At 68.5% G+C, this 19,572-nt stretch carries 6 protein-coding genes (1 of these 6 running past the window's edge); 2 read left to right on the top strand and 4 right to left on the bottom strand.

The genetic code is table 11. From position 1 onward, the window contains the following. Positions 1-2: 2 nt before the first annotated feature. On the bottom strand, positions 3-1,559 hold the full coding sequence (locus ACFVH2_RS21385; protein ID WP_378426183.1) for an aldehyde dehydrogenase family protein: 1,557 nt from the start codon (positions 1,557-1,559) through the stop codon (positions 3-5). Positions 1,560-1,784: 225 nt separating this feature from the next. Between ACFVH2_RS21385 and ACFVH2_RS21380 the strand changes: the two genes are divergently transcribed. Both ACFVH2_RS21380 and ACFVH2_RS21375 read left to right on the top strand, forming a co-directional pair. Beyond that, positions 1,785-2,930 (top strand): acyl-CoA dehydrogenase family protein, encoded by a 1,146-nt coding sequence (locus ACFVH2_RS21380; RefSeq protein WP_378426181.1) that lies wholly within the window; start codon positions 1,785-1,787, stop codon positions 2,928-2,930. 105 nt (positions 2,931-3,035) lie between these two features. Continuing rightward, on the top strand, positions 3,036-3,731 hold the full coding sequence (locus ACFVH2_RS21375) for a GntR family transcriptional regulator (RefSeq protein ID WP_378426179.1): 696 nt from the start codon (positions 3,036-3,038) through the stop codon (positions 3,729-3,731). 69 nt (positions 3,732-3,800) lie between these two features. Here the strand turns inward: ACFVH2_RS21375 and ACFVH2_RS21370 are convergent, their stop codons facing one another. The 3 genes from ACFVH2_RS21370 to ACFVH2_RS21360 all read right to left on the bottom strand — a co-directional run. Continuing rightward, entirely contained in the window at positions 3,801-4,175 is a 375-nt protein-coding gene (locus tag ACFVH2_RS21370) for a hypothetical protein (protein WP_378426177.1), read from the bottom strand. A 115-nt stretch (positions 4,176-4,290) separates the two neighbouring features. Beyond that, complete coding sequence (locus tag ACFVH2_RS21365; RefSeq protein ID WP_378426175.1) at positions 4,291-4,512, bottom strand: MbtH family protein; 222 nt, start codon at positions 4,510-4,512, stop codon at positions 4,291-4,293. A 60-nt stretch (positions 4,513-4,572) separates the two neighbouring features. Next, positions 4,573-19,572, bottom strand: partial view of a non-ribosomal peptide synthase/polyketide synthase gene (locus ACFVH2_RS21360; protein ID WP_378426173.1) — the 3' portion only. 17,850 nt of this gene lie beyond the right edge of the window; only the last 15,000 of its 32,850 coding nucleotides appear in the window; its start codon lies off the right edge, out of view; its stop codon occupies positions 4,573-4,575.

The following is a 19,572-nucleotide window of genomic DNA, read 5'->3' as shown; positions in this document are numbered from 1 at the left end:
GGTCACTTCCGTCCGTGGCGGGTGCGCAGCAGCCAGGCTGCGATCTTCATGTCACGGGCATTGCGCTCCATCGTGAGCAGGTTCAGCGGCGCCTTGTACTTCTGTCGTGTCACCGATTTGGCGCGGCTGAACTCACGGAGTCCGTCGGCCCCGTGGATGCGGCCGAAGCCGGACTCCCCCACCCCGCCGAACGGCAGCGCCGGTACCCCGGCGAAGCCGAGGACCGAGTTGATGGTCACCACCCCGGAGCGCAGGCGTTCGGCCGCGGCCAGCGCCCGCCCCCGATCGCGGGTGAACACCGAGGCGCCGAGACCGTAGCCGGAGCGATTGGCCTTGGCGACCCCGTCGTCGAGGTCGGCCATCCGGTTGATCACGACGGTCGGACCGAAGGTCTCCTCTGTGACTGCGCGGCTGTCCTCCGGCACATCGGTCAGAATGATCGGATCCACGTAGGGCGCGTGCACCGACTCGGGTCCGCCGAGGACCGCGGTCGCACCCTTGGCGAGCGCCTCCGCCACCTGCTCGGTGACCACCTCCGTCTGCCTGCCGAGGGTCATCGGTCCGTAGGAGTCGCCGGTCCCGCCGCCGACTCGCAGACGCTTCGTCTTGTCCGTGACTTTCTGCACGAACGTGTCGAACACCTTGTCCGCGACGTAAATTCGCTCCACACCGACGCAGGTCTGCCCGGCATTGCCCATCGAGCCGAACACCGCGAAGCTCGAGGCCTCCTCGAGGTCGGCGTCCGCGTCCACCAGCATCGCGTCCTTGCCGCCGCACTCGGCAACGAGCGGGGTGAGGGTTTCGGCGCAGGTGGCCATGACCTTCTTCGCGGTCGGGGTGGACCCGGTGAACGCGATCTTGTCCACGCCGGACCGGCACAACGCGGTCCCGGTGTCACCGAATCCGGTGATCACCTGCAGCACAGGCTGGTTCGGCACGAGTCCGTTCCACTTGTCGACGATCCAAGCAGCGACGCCCGGGGTCAGTTCGCTCGGCTTGAACACCACCGCGTTACCGGCGGCGAGGGCGTAGGAGATCGATCCCATCGGGGTGTACAGCGGATAGTTCCACGGGCCGATCACGCCCACCACGCCGAGGGGCTGATATCGGACGGTCGCCTCCTGGTTGGCGCTCACCAGGCCGGCTGGAACCTTCCTGCGCCCGAGTACCTTGGCTGCCTTCTTCGACGCCCAGTCCAGGTGCTCGACCGCGAGCATCACTTCGAGCAGGGCGTCGTCTGCCGGCTTCCCCGTCTCGGCGGCGATGACCGCAGCCAGCGACGCGGCGTCCGCGGCGATCGCCTTCTTCCAACTCTGCAGCCAGCCCTTCCGACCGTCGAAACCGATGTCGGACCACCACTGGGCCGCGCCACGGGCCTGCTCGACCACCCTCGCCACTTCGGCCTCGTCCGCCACCGGGTAGCTCCCGAGCACCTGGCCGGTGCGGGGGTCGAGGGATTCGACCACCGACCGTCCGGCGTCCGCGCCCCCCTGCGGTGCGGACGCCGAACGCTCGGTGGTCGCGGTCTCGCTCGACTGTGTGGTGGCCCGCTGCGGCATTGCTGACTCCTCCATTGTCTGTGGCTCGGTCGCCGGGGACGTTCCGTCGACTTGAACCCTGGCCGAGCGATCCGAATCCGTCCACAGATCGCATCACATATATTTGATTTGCGGTAACGTGGTGGGCATCACAGTAGGCCGTGCGACACCGGGCGGCAAGACCCCCACGCGGCGTGAACCCCAACCGACAAGAGCTGTATCGACCCGACCCGATGGAGATCACAGATGAGCGTTGAGTTCAGCACCGAGCAGCGGGCGTTCGCCCAGGCAGTCGCCGACTTCTGCAAGCGGGAGGCCGGCACCCGCGAGAAGCGCGACCAGCTCACGAACCGCGGCGCCCACAATCACAACCAGGGCATCTACGAGAAGATGGCCGAACTGGGCTGGCTGGGGCTGACCATCCCCGAGTCGTACGGCGGGTCCGAGGCAACGATGGTCGACATGTGCATCCTGCTCGAGGAGACCGCCCGCGGGATGGCCCCGATCGGCGCCATCGGACCGACCCTGATCACGGGTGGCGCGTACGAGAAGTTCGGCACCCCGGAACAGAAGGACACCGTGCTGCGCGGCATCGTTCGTGGTGCGTCGCAATCGATCTCGATGTCCGAGCCCGAAGCCGGCTCCGACGTCGGCAATCTGAGTACCAAGGCCGAGAAGACCGCCGACGGCTGGGTGATCAACGGCCAGAAGACCTGGTGCTCGAATGCACACATCTCGGAGAACATCCTGCTGGTCGCACGCACCAGCCGGGGCGAGAGCAAGCACGAGGGCCTGACGATGTTCCACGTCCCCGCCGACACCGCCGGCCTGAAGATCAGCCCGATCGAGTTGATGGGCGGCCAGAAGGAGACCAACGACCTCTTCTTCACCGACTGCGTGCTGCCCGCGGATGCGGTGGTCGGAGAGGTCGGCGGCGGCTGGCGCCAGCTGATGACCGGGCTGAACTTCGAGCGGCTGATCCTCTCGGCGATGATTCTGGGTACCGCGGAGCGTGCGTTCGAGGACACCCTCGGATTCATCACCCAGCGCAAGCAGTTCGGTCGGCCGATCGGCTCCTTCCAGGCGCTGCGCCACCGGATGGCCGACCTCGCCACCGAGATCGAGTGCACCAAGCTGCTGGTCTACAGCGTGGCCCGCGAAGCCGACGCCAATCCGGACAAGATGCTGGCGCGTGAGGCCTCGATGGCGAAGCTGAAGGCGACCGAAACCGCCAAGCGCGTCGCGCTCGAGGGGATGCAGATGATGGGCGGATACGGCTACGCAGCCGAGTTCGACATGGAGCGTCACGTCCGCGCCACCCTGGTGTCGACCATCTTCGGCGGCACCAGCGAGATCCAGCGCGACATCATCGGCAAGACCTTCGGATTGTGACCGGGCCGGCCGCGCGGTCCGGATCCGCGCGGCCGATGCCACGGGAAACACGCAAAGCGACCGGCGGCCAGCGCCTATGCTGGCTGCCGTGAAGAAGGAGCCCCGATGACCACCTCCGCCACCTCACGCAACTCCGGCACCCGCGAGCTGCGTCGCAGGCCGCAGCTGTCCGACGACGTCGCCGTGCACGTGCGCGGACTGATCATGTCCGGCGGGGTGCGGCCCGGCGACTTCATCCGGCTCGACGAGACGGCCGCCGAACTCGGGGTCAGCGTGACCCCGGTACGCGAGGCGCTCCTGACGCTGCGCGGCGAGGGTCTGGTCGAGCTGGTGCCGCACCGCGGCTACGTCGTCGCCGCCCTGACACGAGGCGACATCAACGACCTCTTCTGGCTGCAGGGGCAGATCGCGGAACAACTCGCGATCCGTGCCACCCCCGCCATGACGCCGGAGATTCTCGACGAGCTACGCGCGATCAATTCTGATCTCGCGCAGGCGGTCTCGGAGTCCGCCCCGAGCCGGATCGAGGACCTGGAGTTCAGCTTCCACCGGATCCTCAATCATCTCGCCGGCGCCAACAAGCTGTCCTGGTTCCTGCTCAACGCCATCCGCTACACGCCCGTGCACTTCTACTCGGCGGACCGCGGATGGGGCGAGGCGGCCACCGCCAGTCACAGCCGACTGATCGAGGCCATGGCGGCGGGTGACGCGCACGCCGCGGGCCGCGAGACCCGGGCCCACTTCACCGATGGCGCGGAACGCCTTGTCGCACATCTGGAGAAGGCGGGTGTCTGGGACTGACGCCGCGTCCGACACGAGTGAGCCCCGCGGACCGGAAGGTCCGCGGGGCTCATGTGCTTTCGCGAGCAGCTACCAGACGACGGCGATGATCACGTTGACGATGGCGAGGATGCCGATCGCCTGCGCGAGTGTCGCGGTGTCGGTCGCGACGGCCACCCCGGACTCGCTCGCCGCGGTCGCCTTCGGCTGACGCAGCCCGACCACAGCCAGGACGAGGATCACCACGGCGATCACCAGTTTGACGGCGACCTTGGTGTGGTTGAGCGTCGCGTCGTTGGCCTCGTTCAGCCCGACCAGCGCGAGTCCGGAGACCACCTGAAGGATGGCGCCGTGCAGCATGCCGGGGATGACGCGGGGCTCCTTGAGCACGGTCATCCAGGAGCCGATGATGGCCGCGAGGCCGATGAAATGCAGGATCAGGAAGATGTCGATTGCTGCGGTCATACCTGAAGTTCACCATCTGTGGACCGCCCGCGCACACTTTCACCCGGGTTCGATCGCGAACATGGCGAAGCCGGCCCGGGAACACAACTTCCGGGGCCGGCTTCCTCGGTAACGGTTACTTTGCGGCGTCGCCCGCCATCGCCTCGATCAGGCTCTTCGGTCGCATGTCGGTCCAGTTCCGCTCGACGTAGTCGATGCACTCCGGGCGTGAGGCCGGGCCGTGCACCTCGGTCCAGCCAGCGGGGATCTCGGCGAACATGGGCCAAAGCGAATGCTGGCCCTCGTCGTTCACCAGCACCAGGAACTGACCGTTCTCGTCATCGAAGGGGTTGCTCATCGATCTGCCTCTCTCGTCATTGCTCTAGTCGTGCCGTTCTTCTCACGATCCGTTCGCTGCCTACTCGTCGACGGCGATGTCCTCACAGGTCCACTGCGCGTTCAGCACCTCCCCGATCCGGGCGAGCGCGGCCGGGGCGGCCATCCCCCAGTGATCGGCCTCGATGCCGTGCGCGAGGATTCGGCCGTCCACGACCTCCTGCCACGTGCCGGCGCCGACGCTACCGGTGGGGTCGTCCTCCAGCGCGGCGAAGTAGAGCACGTCACCCTTGAACTTGGGTGGCGCGTAGTCGTCGGTCAAGGCACTCGCCAGGCTGACCGACTCGATGGCCGTCGAGATCCGTTCCGTGCTCATCTCGTTGAACGGCGTGGGAAGGTTCTCGAGGATACCGGCCAGCACGTCCTCGGACAGTTCCTCCGCGGACAGCTCGTCCAACTGCAGAACGGATGCTGCGCCGTCGTCTGCCACCAGGGCAGGGAGCAGTCCGCCGAGCAGATCGCCCGCCGTCATGCCCCGCTCCGGTGCCGGACGCTCGACCGGGGTGTGCGCGAAGCTGTCCATCATGGCCAGCCACCCGATCTCCTCGCCCATCTCCTGCAGCTGCGCCGCCATCGCGTGCGCGATCATGCCGCCGAGCGACCACCCGAGCAGGTGATAGGGGCCTTCCGGCTGGACCGCCCGGATCTGCTCGACGTACACCCGCGCCCACGCCTCGATCGATTCCGGCAACGCGGCGCCCGAGAGTGCGGGCGACTGCAGCCCGTAGATCGCACGCTCGCGATCGATGTGCGGCCCCAACCCGGCGAACGCCCACGAGACTCCGAGAACCGGATGGATGCAGAACACCGGCGGCTTCGACCCTCCCGCCCGCAGTGGTATCAGCACGTCGAAGACCTGATCCTCGGAGAGGTCCTCGAGTCCGACCCGAGCCGACTCGATCCGGGCGGCCAGCGACTCCACCGTCGAGGCGGTGAACAGCCACAACACCGGTATCCGCATCGCCAACTCCGTGCCGATCCGGGTCGTCACCTGGGTCGCCAACAACGAGTTGCCGCCGAGCTCGAAGAAGTCGTCGTCCACACCGGCCCGCTCGACGTCCAGCACCGCCGCGAAGGCGCAGGCAACGACCTCCTCGGTCCGCGTCGACGGGGCGCGGAACTCCCGGACCGCAAAGACCGGCTCCGGCAACGCCTTCCGGTCCAGCTTGCCCACGGGGGTGAGCGGAATCTCGTCGAGCACCATGATCGCCGCCGGCACCATGTACGCGGTCAGCGACTTCGACACGAATGCCGTCAGCTGCGCCGGATCGACCGCGCGACCGGCGACCGGAAGCACGTACGAAACCAGTGAGGTCGCACCCGCAGCGCCGACGTGCCCGATCGTGGCCGCGAACTCCACGCTCTCGTGCGCCGACAGCGCGGCGTCGATCTCGCCGAGTTCGATTCGCAGACCGCGCACCTTGACCTGGAAGTCGGAGCGCCCGAGGTGCTCGATCTGACCGTCTTCGGTCCACCTCACGACGTCACCAGTCCGGTACATCCGCTCGGCGGGCGCACCGTGCGGGTTGGCCACGAACCTGCCTGCGGTCAGCGCCTGCCGGCCACGGTAGCCCCGTGCGAGCCCGACCCCGGACAGGTACAGCTCACCGATCACGCCGACGGGAACCGGCTGCATCCGGTTGTCGAGGACCATCAGGCGCAGGCCCGCGGTGGGCCCGCCGATCGGCACCGGCCCGCCCGGCACAAGGCCGTCAGTGCACGTGGCGACGATCGTCGTCTCGGTGGGTCCGTAGGCGTTGACGAACCGGCGGCCGACAGCCCACTTTGCCATCAGATCCGGCGGACAGGTGTCCGCCGCCACGACGACGACCCGAAGGTCGTCCAGTCCGGTCCGGTCGACTGACCCGAGCGCGGCCGGGGTGATCACCGCGTGGGTAACCCGCTGGCGGCGCAGCAGATCGGTCAACTCGGATCCGCCCCACGCGGTCGGCGGCGCGATGACCAGCGTCGCACCGACTCCGACGGCCATGATCATCTCGTAGACGGAGACGTCGAAGCTGGGGGACGCGACGTGCAGGATCCGCGAGTCCTTGGTGGTCAGGTAGTCGCGATGCTGATGATCGCGCACGTTGGCCAGGCCAGCGTGCGTCACGACGACTCCCTTGGGCAGACCTGTCGAACCCGAGGTGTAGATCACGTAGGCCGGGTGCTCGAGCCGCAGCGTCCCGAGCCTGTCCTCGTCGGTGACCGGCGCCGCCGACTGCTCCCGCAGGCGGGCATCGACCGCGGCGTCGTCGAGCACAGTCCACGGCACCAGCGGCGACAACTGTTCGCTGAACCGCTGCATCGTGACGCCCAGGACCGCACCGGAATCGAGCAACATGTGTGCCACCCGGTCCGTCGGATAGTTCGGGTCCACCGGCACGAATGCGGCGCCGGTCTTTGCCACCGCCCACACCGCGAGAACCGAATCGGCCGATCTCGGAATCGCCACTGCCACAGTGGTCTCCGGTCCGGCACCCTGCTCGATCAGCATTCGCGCCAACCGTGAGGAATGCTCGTCCGCCTCGCGATGAGTCCACCGCTCGTCCTCGAACGACAGCGCGATCGCCGCCGGATCCATCCGCACCGCCGCGCTCAGAATGTCGGGAAGGAGACGCGGCGCACCCTCGCGTTCGGCGGCCGACGTCGTCGCGATCGGATCGACGCGACTCAGCAGATCCGCACGTTCCTCGGGTGCCAGGATCTCGATCCCACCGACCGGAACGGACGAGTCGAACCGGATCGCCGACAGGATCCGAAGCAGACGCTCCGCGAATCGCGACACCGTGGTCGCGTCGAAGAGGTCGGTCGCGTAGAGGAACTCCGCGGAGATTCCGCTGGCCGCACCGTCCTCGTCGAACCTCTCGGCGACGGTCAGCTGCAGATCGAACTTTGCGACCTGCTCGTCGATATCCAGCTGGCTCAGCGTCAACCCCGGAAGCTCGAAGCTCGCCGAATCCACGCTCTGAAAGCCCAACGCGACCTGGAACAGCGGATGCCGCGACGTGGACCGAGCCGGCTCCAGCACCTCTACGAGCCGCTCGAATGGCATGTCCGCGTTGGCGAACGCCGACAGATCAGTGTCCCGGACACTGCCGAGCAGTTCACTGAAGCTCGCACCTGTGGCCACGGTCGTCCGCAACACGAGAGTGTTGACGAACATGCCGACCAGATCGTCGAGTTCCCGCTCGCCACGGCCGCCGATGGGCGTACCGATCGAGATGTCGTCGGTCCCGGACAGCCGCGCCAGCAGGACCGCCAGCGCCGAGTGCAACACCATGAACAGAGTCGAATTGTGCTGGTGCGCCAGATCGGTCAACCCGCGATGGAGGTCGGCATCGATGGTGAATGCCGTCGTGGCACCTCGGTTCGACGACTGCACCGGCCGGGGCCGGTCGGTCGGCAGGTCCAACTGATCCGGCAGCCCGGACAGTTGCCGAGTCCAGTACGCCAGCTGGCTCGCGATCAACGACTGCGGGTCGTCCTCGCCGCCGAGCACATCGCGCTGCCACATCGTGTAGTCCGCGTACTGCACCGCCAGCGGCGCCCAGCCGGGAGTCGTGCCGGCGGACCTTGCCGCGTAGGCCACCATCACGTCGCGGGCCAGCGGCCCCATCGAGAGAGCGTCACCTGCGATGTGGTGAACCACCAACACCAACACGTACTCGGGCATTCCGGCCGGGGCGGGCTCGACCCGCAACAGAGCGGCGCGCACCGGGACCTGGGCCGTCACGTCGAAGCCCGTCGCCACCGTCCTGATCACACGATCGATCAGCTTCGACTCCGGCACCGTTGCCAGTTCCAGCTCCGGAACAGCCTGCTCCGCAGGAAGAATCACCTGGTGGCCGATCCCGTCCACCGCCGGGTAGACGGTACGCAGCACCTCGTGCCGCGCCACCACATCGGCGATCGCCGCCCGCAGCGCCGCGACGTCCAGCTCACCGGACAACCGCACGGCGATCGGAATGTTGTACGCCGCGGACGCCGTGTCGAACTGGTTGACGAACCACATCCGCGACTGCGCGGTCGAGAGCGGAATCCGCTCCGGGCGCTCCATCGCCGTCAGTGCGATCCTGCCTCCGCCAGTCGCGGAGACCTCCAGCCTGGCCGCGAGCAGCTCGACGGTGGTTGCCTCGAAGAGCTCACGCACCGCCACGCGCGTGTCGAGCGCACTGCCCAGGCGTGCGGCGACCTGCATCGCCACCAGCGAGTTGCCGCCCAACTCGAAGAAGTCGTCATCCAGGCCGACCTGGTCGAGCCCGAGCACCTCCGCGAAGGTAGCGGCAACCAGTCGCGCGGACGCCGTCTCCGGCGCCCGGTACGCCCTGGTCTCGAACAGCGGCGCCGGCAGCGCCTTGCGGTCCAGCTTGCCGGACGAGTTCAGCGGGAACTCGTCCAGCACGACGACCGCGGCCGGAACCATGTAGGTGGGCAGGGACGTCGAGGCGAAGCCGACGAGGTCCGCGGGCACCACGTGCGCGCCCTGCGCGGGAACCACATAGGCCACCAGCTGATCACCCGTGGCGGTCGAGACCACCAACACAGCTGACTGCAGCACCGACTCGTGCGACAGCAGCGCCGTCTCGATCTCGCCGAGTTCGATGCGCTGGCCGCGGAACTTGACCTGGAAGTCGGTGCGACCGATGTAGCCGAGTTCCCCCTCCGGTCCCCAGAACACCAGGTCGCCGGTGCGATACATCCGCTCGCCACACGGGCTGAACGGGTTCGCCACGAATCGATCCGAGGTCAGGTCGACGCGTCCGTAGTAGCCGCGCGCCAGCTGGTCGCCTGCAAGGTACAGCTCGCCCGGCACTCCGACCGGGACGGGCTGCAGCCGCGCGTCGAGGACGAACACCTGCGAGTTCCATTGCGGCCGTCCGATCGACACCGCGGCCGCGTTGCCGTCACCGGTCACCTCTCGGTAGGTGATCGACACTGCGGCCTCGGTCGGCCCGTACAGATTGTGCATCCGGGCCGGGCTGATCTCCGCGAACGCGCGCACCGTCTCCGCCGGCAACGCCTCACCGATGACGAACACGTGCCGCAGGGAGGCCAGGTCCGTACCGGATGCGTACTCCGCGAACACCGTCAGCATCGACGGCACGAAGTCGGTCACCGTGACCGAGTGCTCGGCGATCTTCTCGGCGACGTACACCGGATCGCGGTGACCGTCGGGCGTCGCCACCACCAGCGTGGCGCCGACGCGCAGCGGCATGAACCAGCCCCACAACGACACGTCGAAGGTGGTGGCGGTCTTCTGCAGGTAGACGTCGGAGCCGTCGAGCAGGTACTCACCCTGCATCCACTCCATCTGGTTGACGATCGCGCCGTGGCTGACCGCGACACCCTTCGGCTTGCCGGTCGACCCGGACGTGAAGATCACGTAAGCCGGGTGGGACGGCAGCAGGAGCGCCGAGCGTTCCGCGTCGGTCACCGGCTCGGCCGCATACCCCGACAGGTCCACGTCGTCGATCCTCACGACCGTCCGGTCCCCCGGGACCTGGAAACCGTCCCGTGAGGTGGTCAGCACGCAGGCCGGGCCTGCCGTGTCGAGGATGTGCCCGATCCGCTCCACCGGATGATCCGGATCCACCGGCACGTAGGCGCCGCCGGCCTCGAGTACCGCGTAGATGCCCACGACGAGATCGAGCGAACGACGGATGGCCAAGGCCACCAACGACTCCGGCCCGACGCCCTCGGCGATCAGCAAGCGCGCCAACCGGGCAACCCTGGCACCGAACTCCGCGTAGGTCAGCGCCTCTCCCTCGTACACCACCGCGGTGGCGTCGGGAGTGGCCGCGACCTGACGACGGAACCCGTCCAGCAGCAGCTGCCCGGCGGGCAGCTCGTACGCCGACTCGTTCCAGCCCTCGAGAATCACCGCCCGCTCGGCGGGTTCGAGCAGCTCCACATCACCGACCGTCGCCGACGGATCGGAGGCGATCGCCTCCAGCATCCGGGTGAACCGGTCACCGAACCGGACGATGGTCGGCTCGTCGAACAGGTCCGTGGCATAGGACAGATGCACCCGGATGCCACCGGGCGCCCCGTCAGCGCCGTGATTCTCCGACACGGTGACCTGCAGATCGAACTTGGCGATCTCCTCGTCGAACTCGACGGCGGAGACCGTGAGTCCATCCAACTCGAGGCTCGGCTTGGCGAGGTTCTGGAAGAACAGCGCCACCTGGAACAGCGGATGCCGCGCCTGCGATCGGGCGGGGTTGAGCACCTCGACCAGCCGCTCGAACGGCACCTCGGCATGACCGAACGCACCCAGATCCGTCGTCCTGACCCCCGCGAGCAGCTCCGTGAACGACTGCGCCGGGTCGACCTCCGCCCGCAGCACCAGCGTGTTGACGAACATGCCGACGACATCGTCCAGCGCGGCGTCACCACGCCCGGCGATCGGCGCGCCGATCGCGATGTCGGTTGTCCCCGACAGCCGCGCCAACAGGGCCGCCAGTGCGGCATGCACCACCATGAACACGGTGGCGCCCTGATCGCGGGCGACGGCACCGAGCGCGGCGTGCAGATCCGCGTCGACGTCGAAGCCCACTGCCGCACCTCGGTTCGTGGCGACGGCCGGCCGTGGCCGATCGGACGGGAGGTCCAACTGTGCGGGCAAGCCGGCCAGCGCCTGCGTCCAGTAGCCGAGCTGACGAGAGATCAGCGACTCCGGATCGTCCTCCGAGCCGAGCACCTCCCGCTGCCACAGGCTGTAGTCCGCGTACTGGATCGGCAGCGGCGCCCATGACGGCGCATCCCCCGTGGTTCGGGCGGCGTAGGCGAGCATCAGGTCGCGCACCAGCGGGCCCATCGAGAACCCGTCGGCGGCGATGTGGTGCACCACGAACACCAGGATGTGCTGATCGGCCGCGGAGGTCTCGTCCACGACACGCAGCAACGCGACCCGCAGCGGGACATCGACGGTGACGTCGAATCCGGTGGTCACGAAGGACGTTGCGCGTCCGAGCAGTTCGTCTGCCGTGACCGAAACCGGGGTCAGGTCCACGGCGATCTCACCGACCGGTCGGATCACCTGATGCCCGGTGCCCTCGTACTCCGGGTACACCGTGCGGAGGATCTCGTGCCTGGCCACCACGTCGGCGAATGCCGCCCGCAGCGCCGCCACGTCGAGGTCCCCGGTCAGCCGGACCGCGGCGGGGATGTTGTTGACCGCACTCGCATGGTCGAACCTGTTGAGGAACCACATCCGCTGCTGCGCAAGCGACAGCGGAATCCGTTCCGGACGCTGCTGCGGGGTGAGCGCGATCCGTCGGCCACTGCCCGCCTGCGTCCCGACCAGCACGGCAAGGGCCTCCACGGTGGACGCCTCGAACAGTGCGCGCACCGGCACCGTGGTGTCGAGCGCGGCACCGAGCCGCGCCGCAGCCTGGGTTGCGATCAGCGAGTTGCCACCGAGTTCGAAGAAGTCGTCCTCGGCGCCGACCCGCTCGGCACCAAGGAGATCCGCGAACGTCGCCGCCACGATCTCCTCGATCGGGGTGGCCGGGGCGCGGTAGACCCGCGCCTCGAACACCGGCGCGGGCAGAGCCTTGCGATCCAGCTTGCCCGACGCATTGAGCGGGAACTCCTCGAGTACCACGAACGCCGACGGCACCATGTACGCGGGCAGCGTCGCGGCCAGCGCGCTCTTCGCCGCGCCGGTCTCGACCACCGCATCCGGAGCAGGCACGACGTAGCCGACCAGCCGCTCGCCCGCGATCGGATCCCGGAGCAGGACAACCACCGACTGGGCGACGTCCGGAAGGTTCGTCAGCGCGGCCTCGATCTCACCGAGCTCGATGCGCAGACCGCGCAGCTTCACCTGGAAGTCGGTACGCCCGATGTACTCGATCTCCCCGTCGCCGTTCCACTTCACCAGGTCACCCGTGCGGTACATCCGGGCGCCCGGGACCAGCGGATTCGCCACGAAACGGTCCGCGGTCAGGTCGGGCCGCTCGACGTAGCCGCGGGCAAGCTGGACGCCGGCGAGGTACAGCTCGCCTGCCACCCCGACGGGCACCGGCCGCAGCCGGGCGTCGAGGACGAACACCTGGGTGTTCCACACCGGCGCACCGATCGGCACACTCGTCCGGTCCGCCTCGGTGACCTCGTGGAAGGTGACGTCGACCGCAGCCTCGGTGGGGCCGTACAGGTTGTGCAACCCGGCCTGCGGCAGGACCGCACGCAGCCGGTCTGCGGTCTCGGCGGGCAGCGCCTCACCCGAGGCGAACACCCGCACGAGCGAACGCGCCTGCACTGCAGTGGGTTCGGCGGCAAAGACCGCCAGCATCGACGGAACGAAGTGCATCGTGGTCACCGACTCGGCCACGATCGTCCGCGCCAGGTAGGCGGGGTCGCGATGCCCGTCGGGAACGGCGATCACCAGGCGCGCGCCGACCTGCAGCGGCCAGAACAGCTCCCACACCGACACGTCGAAGGTGACCGGGGTCTTCTGCAACACCACATCGTCGCCGCCGAGACCGTACTGGCCCTGCATCCAGACCAACCGGTTGACGATCGCACCATGCGAGACCGCAACACCCTTCGGGCGGCCGGTGGAACCGGAGGTGAAGATCACGTAGGCCGAGTGGTCCGGCCGCAACGGCGACACCCGCTCTGCATCCGTGATCGACCGGCCGTCCACCTCGCCGAGGTCCAGCGCGTCGATGCACAGAACCTGGCGGGCCCCCGCGCCGTCGAGGCCGTCCCGCGACGTGGACAGCACGCACACCGGCTTCGCCGTGTCGAGGATGTGGCCGATCCGTTCGGCCGGCTGGTCCGGATCCAGCGGCACGTACGCCGCGCCCGCCCGGACCACCGCGTAGATCGCGACCATCATCTCGAGCGAGCGGCGGATCCCGATCGCCACCAATGCCTCGGGACCCACTCCCAGCCGGATCAGGTGCCGTGCAAGACGGTTCACCCGCTCGTCGAACTCCGTGTAGGTCAAGGACTCGCCGTCGAAGCTGAGGGCTACGGCGTCCGGGGTACGTGCGACCTGCTCGTCGAACAACTCGACCAACGTCTGCGGGGCGACCAGCTCGTCGGTGGCGTTCCAATCGAACAGCACCCGCTCGAGCTCGTCCTCGCCGAGCACGTCGATGTCACCGACGAGGACCTGCGGTGCCCCGACGACCGCGCGCAGGATCCGCACGAACCGCTGCGCGAACGAGTCGATCGTGGCCTCGTCGAACAGGTCGGTGGCGTACCGCAACGCGGCAGCCATCCCACCGGGACGTCCACCGACCTCGACGCCCTCGGTGACGATCAGCGTCAGGTCGAACTGGGTGGTGTCGGCTTCGTGGTCGACACCGCGGATCGTGAGCCCGGGCAGCTCGAGAGTGGAGTTCTCGTTGACCTCGAACGTCATCGACGCCTGGAACAGCGGTGAATGCGACTGCGAACGGACCGGGTTGAGCACCTCGACGAGGCGTTCGAACGGGATCTCGGAATGCCCGAACGCGGCGAGGTCGGCCGCTCGAACCTTCCGGAGCAGATCACCGAAGGTGCCGAACGGGTCGACCTCGGTGCGCAGCACGAGGGTGTTGACGAACATGCCGACGAGGTCGTCGAGCGCCGCTTCACTGCGGCCGGCGATCGGCGTGCCGACCGCGATGTCGGAGCCGCCGGACAACCTCGCGAGCAGCACCGCGTAGGCGGCGTGCACGACCATGAAGGTGGTGACGCCGTACTCACGGGCCAGCGCCTCGAGCCCGGTGACCACCTCCGGATCGATCTCGAAGGGCAGTCGCGAACCACGGCCGGACGCGACGGCCGGACGCGGCCGGTCCGTGGGCAACTCGAGCACGTCCGGTACACCCTCGAGGGTGTCCTTCCAGAACTCGATCTGCCTGAAGGCCATCGACTCCGGGTCGTTCTCCGAGCCCAGCGCCTCGTGCTGCCACATCGTGAAGTCCGCGTACTGGACCGGCAGCGGCTCCCAGGCCGGGGGCTGCCCCGCGGTGCGAGCCGCGAAGGCCAGCATCAGGTCCCGTGCCAGCGGCCCGGTCGAGACACCGTCCGCACTGATGTGGTGGACGGCCATCAACAGCACGTACTCGTCGGTGCCGGTACGCAGCAGCGCACCCCGCACGGGGACCGCGGCGGTCACGTCGAACCCGGTGCCGAGGATCTCGACCAGACGGGCCGGCAGGTCCTGCGGGTCGGTGTCCCTCGGTGCCAGATCGATCTCGACCCGGTCCGCCGGCAGGATCAACTGGACAGGCCCCTCACCGTCGTGCGGGAACACCGTTCGCAGTGACTCGTGCCGTTCGATGACATCACGGACCGCCCACGCGAGCGCCTCGACGTCGAGATTGCCCTCCAGCCGGATCGCCAGTGGGATGGTGTACGCGGACGAGGTCGGATCGAACTGGTTGAGGAACCACATCCGGTTCTGGGCCAGCGACAAGGGGATCCGGTCCGGACGCGGCCGGGCGACGAGCGCGGGCGACGATGCCGTCGCCGCGGCCCCCTCGGCCTGCGTGGCCAGCCCGGCCACGGTCGAGGCCTCGAACACCGAACGCACGCCGAGCGAGCAGCCGAGCGCAGCGTTGATCCGCGACACGAGCCGCATCGCCAGGAGCGAATTGCCACCGAGGGCGAAGAAGTCGTCGTCGGCCCCGACGTGCTCGACCCCGAGCAGTTCCGCGAACACCGCCGCGACCGCGACCTCGGCCGCGGTGCCGGGCTCACGGAATACGACCGTCGCCGCCGAGAAGTCCGGCTCCGGCAGGGCCTTGCGGTCCACCTTGCCCGCGCTGCTGAGCGGGAACTCGTCGAGCAGCAGGATCTGGGACGGCACCATGTACGCCGGCAGTTCGGCCGCAACCGCCGTTCGCAACTCGCTCCCGGTCGTGGTGACCCCGGTCCGGGTGGTCACGTAACCGACCAGGTGTTCGCCGGCATGCCCGCTCCGGACGACGGTCACGACGGCCTGCGCCACCGCCTCGGACCGCATCAGTGCCGACTCGACCTCGCCCAGCTCGATCCGCAGGCCACGCAGCTTCACCTGGAAGTCGGTGCGACCCAGGAACTCCAGCTTGCCGTCCGCGTTCCACCGCACCAGGTCACCGGTGCGGTACATCCGCTCGCCCGGCGCTCCGAACGGGTCGGCGACGAACCGCTCCGCGGTGAGGTCCGCGCGGCCGACGTAGCCGCGAGCCAGCTGGACACCCGACAGGTACAGCTCGCCCGCGGAACCCACCGGGACCGGGTGCAACCGGGTGTCCAGCACCACCGCGCGAGCGTTCCAGCTCGGACCGCCGATCGGCACGGTGGCGAGATCTCCGGCCAACCGCTCGACGTCCGGCTCGAAGATGATGCCGACCGTCGTCTCGGTCGGTCCGTAGGTGTTGTCGATGCTCGTCCCGGTGGCAGCCGCGAAATCCCGTAGCAACGCAGGCGAGAGTTCCTCACCGCCGGCGACCACGAATCGCAGCGACTCCAGCGACGCCGCCATCCCAGCGGCCAGGAACATGCCGAGCATGGACGGGACGAACTCGGCGATGGTGATCGACTGATCCTCGATCAGCCTTGCCAGGTAGTCGGGGTCACGATGACCCTCTGGGGTCGCGAGCACCACTCGCCCGCCGACCTGCAGCGCCGCGAAGAACTCCCACAACGACACGTCGAACGTCGCGGGCGCCTTCTGCACCACCCGGTCGGCGGCGGTCATCGAGTACCGGTCGATCAGCCACGCCAGGTAGTTCGTGATCGACCGGTGGCTGACCGCGACGCCCTTGGGTCGTCCCGTCGAACCGGAGGTGTAGATCACGTAGGCGGTGTTCTGCGTCCGCAACGGCGTGCGGCGCTCACGGTCCTCGACCGGCGCGGAGTCGTAGCCGTTCAGGTCGACCTGGTCGATCTCGATCACCGGCCTGCCCTGGGGCAGGCAGCCCCGGTCCCGGCTCGTGGTCAGCACGCACACCGGTGCCGCGGACTCGAGCACGTACTCGGTGCGCTCGGCGGGGTGGTCGGGGTCGATCGCCACGTACGCGCCGCCTGCCTTGACGATCGCGTACATGCCGACCATCAGCTCCACCGAGCGGCGCACCGCAAGTCCGACCATCGTCTCGGGGCCGACGCCGTCCTCGATCAGCCTGCGCGCCAAGCGGTTCACCCGCTCGTCGAACTCGCGGTAGCTGAGCTCCTCGCCCTCGAACACCAGTGCCACCGCATCGGGGGTGCGGGCGACCTGTGCATCGAACGGTTCGGTCAGGATCGATGCGGACACCTCGACCGCGGTCTGGTTCCACTGCCGCAGCACTTGCACGCGCTCCGCGGCGTCGAGCATGTCGACGTCCCCGATCACGGCCTGCGGATCCTCGACGACCGTCCGGAGGATGCGCACGAACGCCGCGGCGAAACCGGCGACCGTGGATTCGTCGAAAAGGTCGGTCGCGTAGGTGAAGTCGGCGTCCATGCCGATGGGCTCACCATCGGTCGAGATCGCCTCGCCGATCGTGAGGTCCAGGTCGAACTGGGTCACCCGCACGCCGGCGTCGAGCGCACCGATCGTCAGCCCCGGCAGCTCCAATTCGGTCTGCTGCTGATTCTGCAGCGTCAACGACACCTGGAACAGCGGCGAATACGACTGCGACCGCATCGGAGAGAGAGCCTCCACGAGTCGCTCGAACGGGACGTCGTCGTGACCGAACGCCCCGATGTCACCGTCGCGGACTCGCCCGAGGACCCCCGCGAAGGTGTCGGAGGACTCCAGTCGAGTACGCAACACCACGGTATTGACGAACATGCCGACGAGGTCGTCGAGGGCGGCTTCGCCGCGACCCGCAACCGGGGCACCGATGACGATGTCGGTGCTGCCGGAGAGTCGCGCGAACAGCACCGCGAGCGCTGCGTGCAGCACCATGAACGACGTCGCGCCGTGCTCGCGGGCGATCCGCTCGATTCCGTCGCGAAGGTCGCTGTCGATCTCGAAGGGCAGCCGCGCGCCGCGGTTGCTCGCGACCGCCGGGCGGGGCCGGTCGGTCGGCAGCTCGAGCAGTTCCGGCAGGCCGGCGAGGGCATCACGCCAGTAGTCCAGCTGAGTGCTGATCAGCGAGGCCGGATCGTCCTCCGATCCGAGCAACCGGTGCTGCCACAACGCGAAGTCCGCGTACTGCACGGCCAGTGGCGACCAGGCCGGGACCTGGCCGGCGCTGCGGGCGGCGTAGGCAACCATCACGTCGCGCGTCAGCGGGGCGACCGACCAGCCGTCCGCGCTGATGTGGTGCACGGCAAGCACGAGGACGTGATCGTCCGCTCCCAAGGCGAACAGGGAGGCACGCAACGGCACCGTCGCGGTGACGTCGAAGGGTGCGGACACCACCGAGACGACCCGCTCGAACACCTCCGACTCGACAACCTCGATCGGGCTCAGGTCCTGCACTGCGTCGGCCGCGGGCACGATCAACTGCTGCGCGACACCGTCGACCTCGGGGAAGATGGTGCGCAGCGACTCGTGCCGGTCGAGCACGTCCAGCATCGCGCTCTGCAAGGCGGCGAGATCGAGCGCGCCGGTGACCCGGATCGCGATCGGAATGTTGTAGGCCGCGGACTCCGGCTCGAACCGGTTGATGAACCACATCCGCTGCTGCGCGAGCGACAGCGGCAGTGCGTCCGGACGGTCCTGCGCCACCAGCGGTTCCCGACCGCCGAGTCCGATCCGCGACTCGAGGGCGACGGCGAGATCTCGCACCGTCGGGGACTCGAACAGCACGATCACCGGAACCTGCGCGTCCAAGGCCGCGCCCAGTCGCGCGGAGACCTGGGTCGCGATCAGCGAGTTGCCGCCGAGCTCGAAGAAGTCGTCGTCGACACCGACCCGTTCGAGACCGAGCACCTCCGCATAGACCTCGGCGACGATCGCCTCCAGCGCGGTGGTCGGCGCGACGTACTCCCGAGACGCGAACACCGGCTCCGGCAACGCCTTCCGGTCCAGCTTGCCAACCGGGGTACGCGGGATCTCGCTGAGCGTCATGATCACGGCCGGCACCATGTGCGCGGCGAGCTTGCGACCGACGGCCTCCTTGAGTGCGTCCACGTCGACAGTGCCGCCGCCGATGGCCATTACGTACGAGACCAGCGACGTGACGCCGTTGTCGGCGGTGTGCCCCAGCGTGAACGCGAAGTCGATCTCCGGCTGCGCTGCGAGTACCGCGTCGATCTCGCCGAGCTCGATTCGGAAGCCACGCACCTTCACCTGGAAGTCGGTGCGCCCGAGATAGTCGATCTCGCCGTCCCGAGTCCACCGGGCGACGTCACCGGTGCGGTACATCCGCTCCCCCGGCCCGCCGTGCGGGTCTGCGACGAAACGTTCCGCACTGAGCCCGGGTCGCGCCCGGTAGCCGCGGGCCAGCCCGAGCCCGGACAGGTACAGCTCTCCGACGACTCCGGCCGGAACCGGGCGCAACCGGGCGTCGAGAATGACGTTCCGGATACCCGCGGTGGGAAGGCCGATGGTGATCTGCTGTCCCGGTACCAGCGGACCGGTGGCGGTCGAGAGGACCGTCGCCTCGGTCGGGCCGTAACCGTTGAAAAAGCGACGGCCCGGCGCCCACTTCGCCATCAGTTCCGGCGGGCACGCCTCACCCGCGACGGCAATGACGCGCACGTGATCCAGGCCGGACGGGTCGACCGACGCGAGGGCCGACGGGGTGATCATCATGTGGGTGACCCGCTCGCGACGCAGCAGGTCGGCGAGTTCCTCGCCACCCCACACGTCCGGCGGCGTGATCACCAGCGTGGTGCCGACCCGGACCGGCAGCACCAATTCGTAAACAGACACGTCGAAGCTCGGTGACACGACATGCAGAGTGCGCATGTCGGGTTCGGCAGGGAAGTCGTCGACCATCTGGGCACTGATGTTGGAGATGCCGGCATGGGTCACGATGACGCCCTTGGGCAGACCGGTGGAACCCGAGGTGTAGATGACATAGGCCGGGTTCGCGATCCGCAACGGCCGAATCCGGTCCTGGTCGGTCACCGGTGCGGACGAGAGGCCCGCGGCCTC

Origin of the sequence: Rhodococcus sp. NPDC127527 (genome assembly GCF_042672245.1) — a bacterium.
Taxonomy (GTDB): domain Bacteria; phylum Actinomycetota; class Actinomycetes; order Mycobacteriales; family Mycobacteriaceae; genus Rhodococcus_G.
Note: the sequence above shows the minus strand (reverse complement) of the source record. Positions and strands in the feature narration are given on the sequence as shown.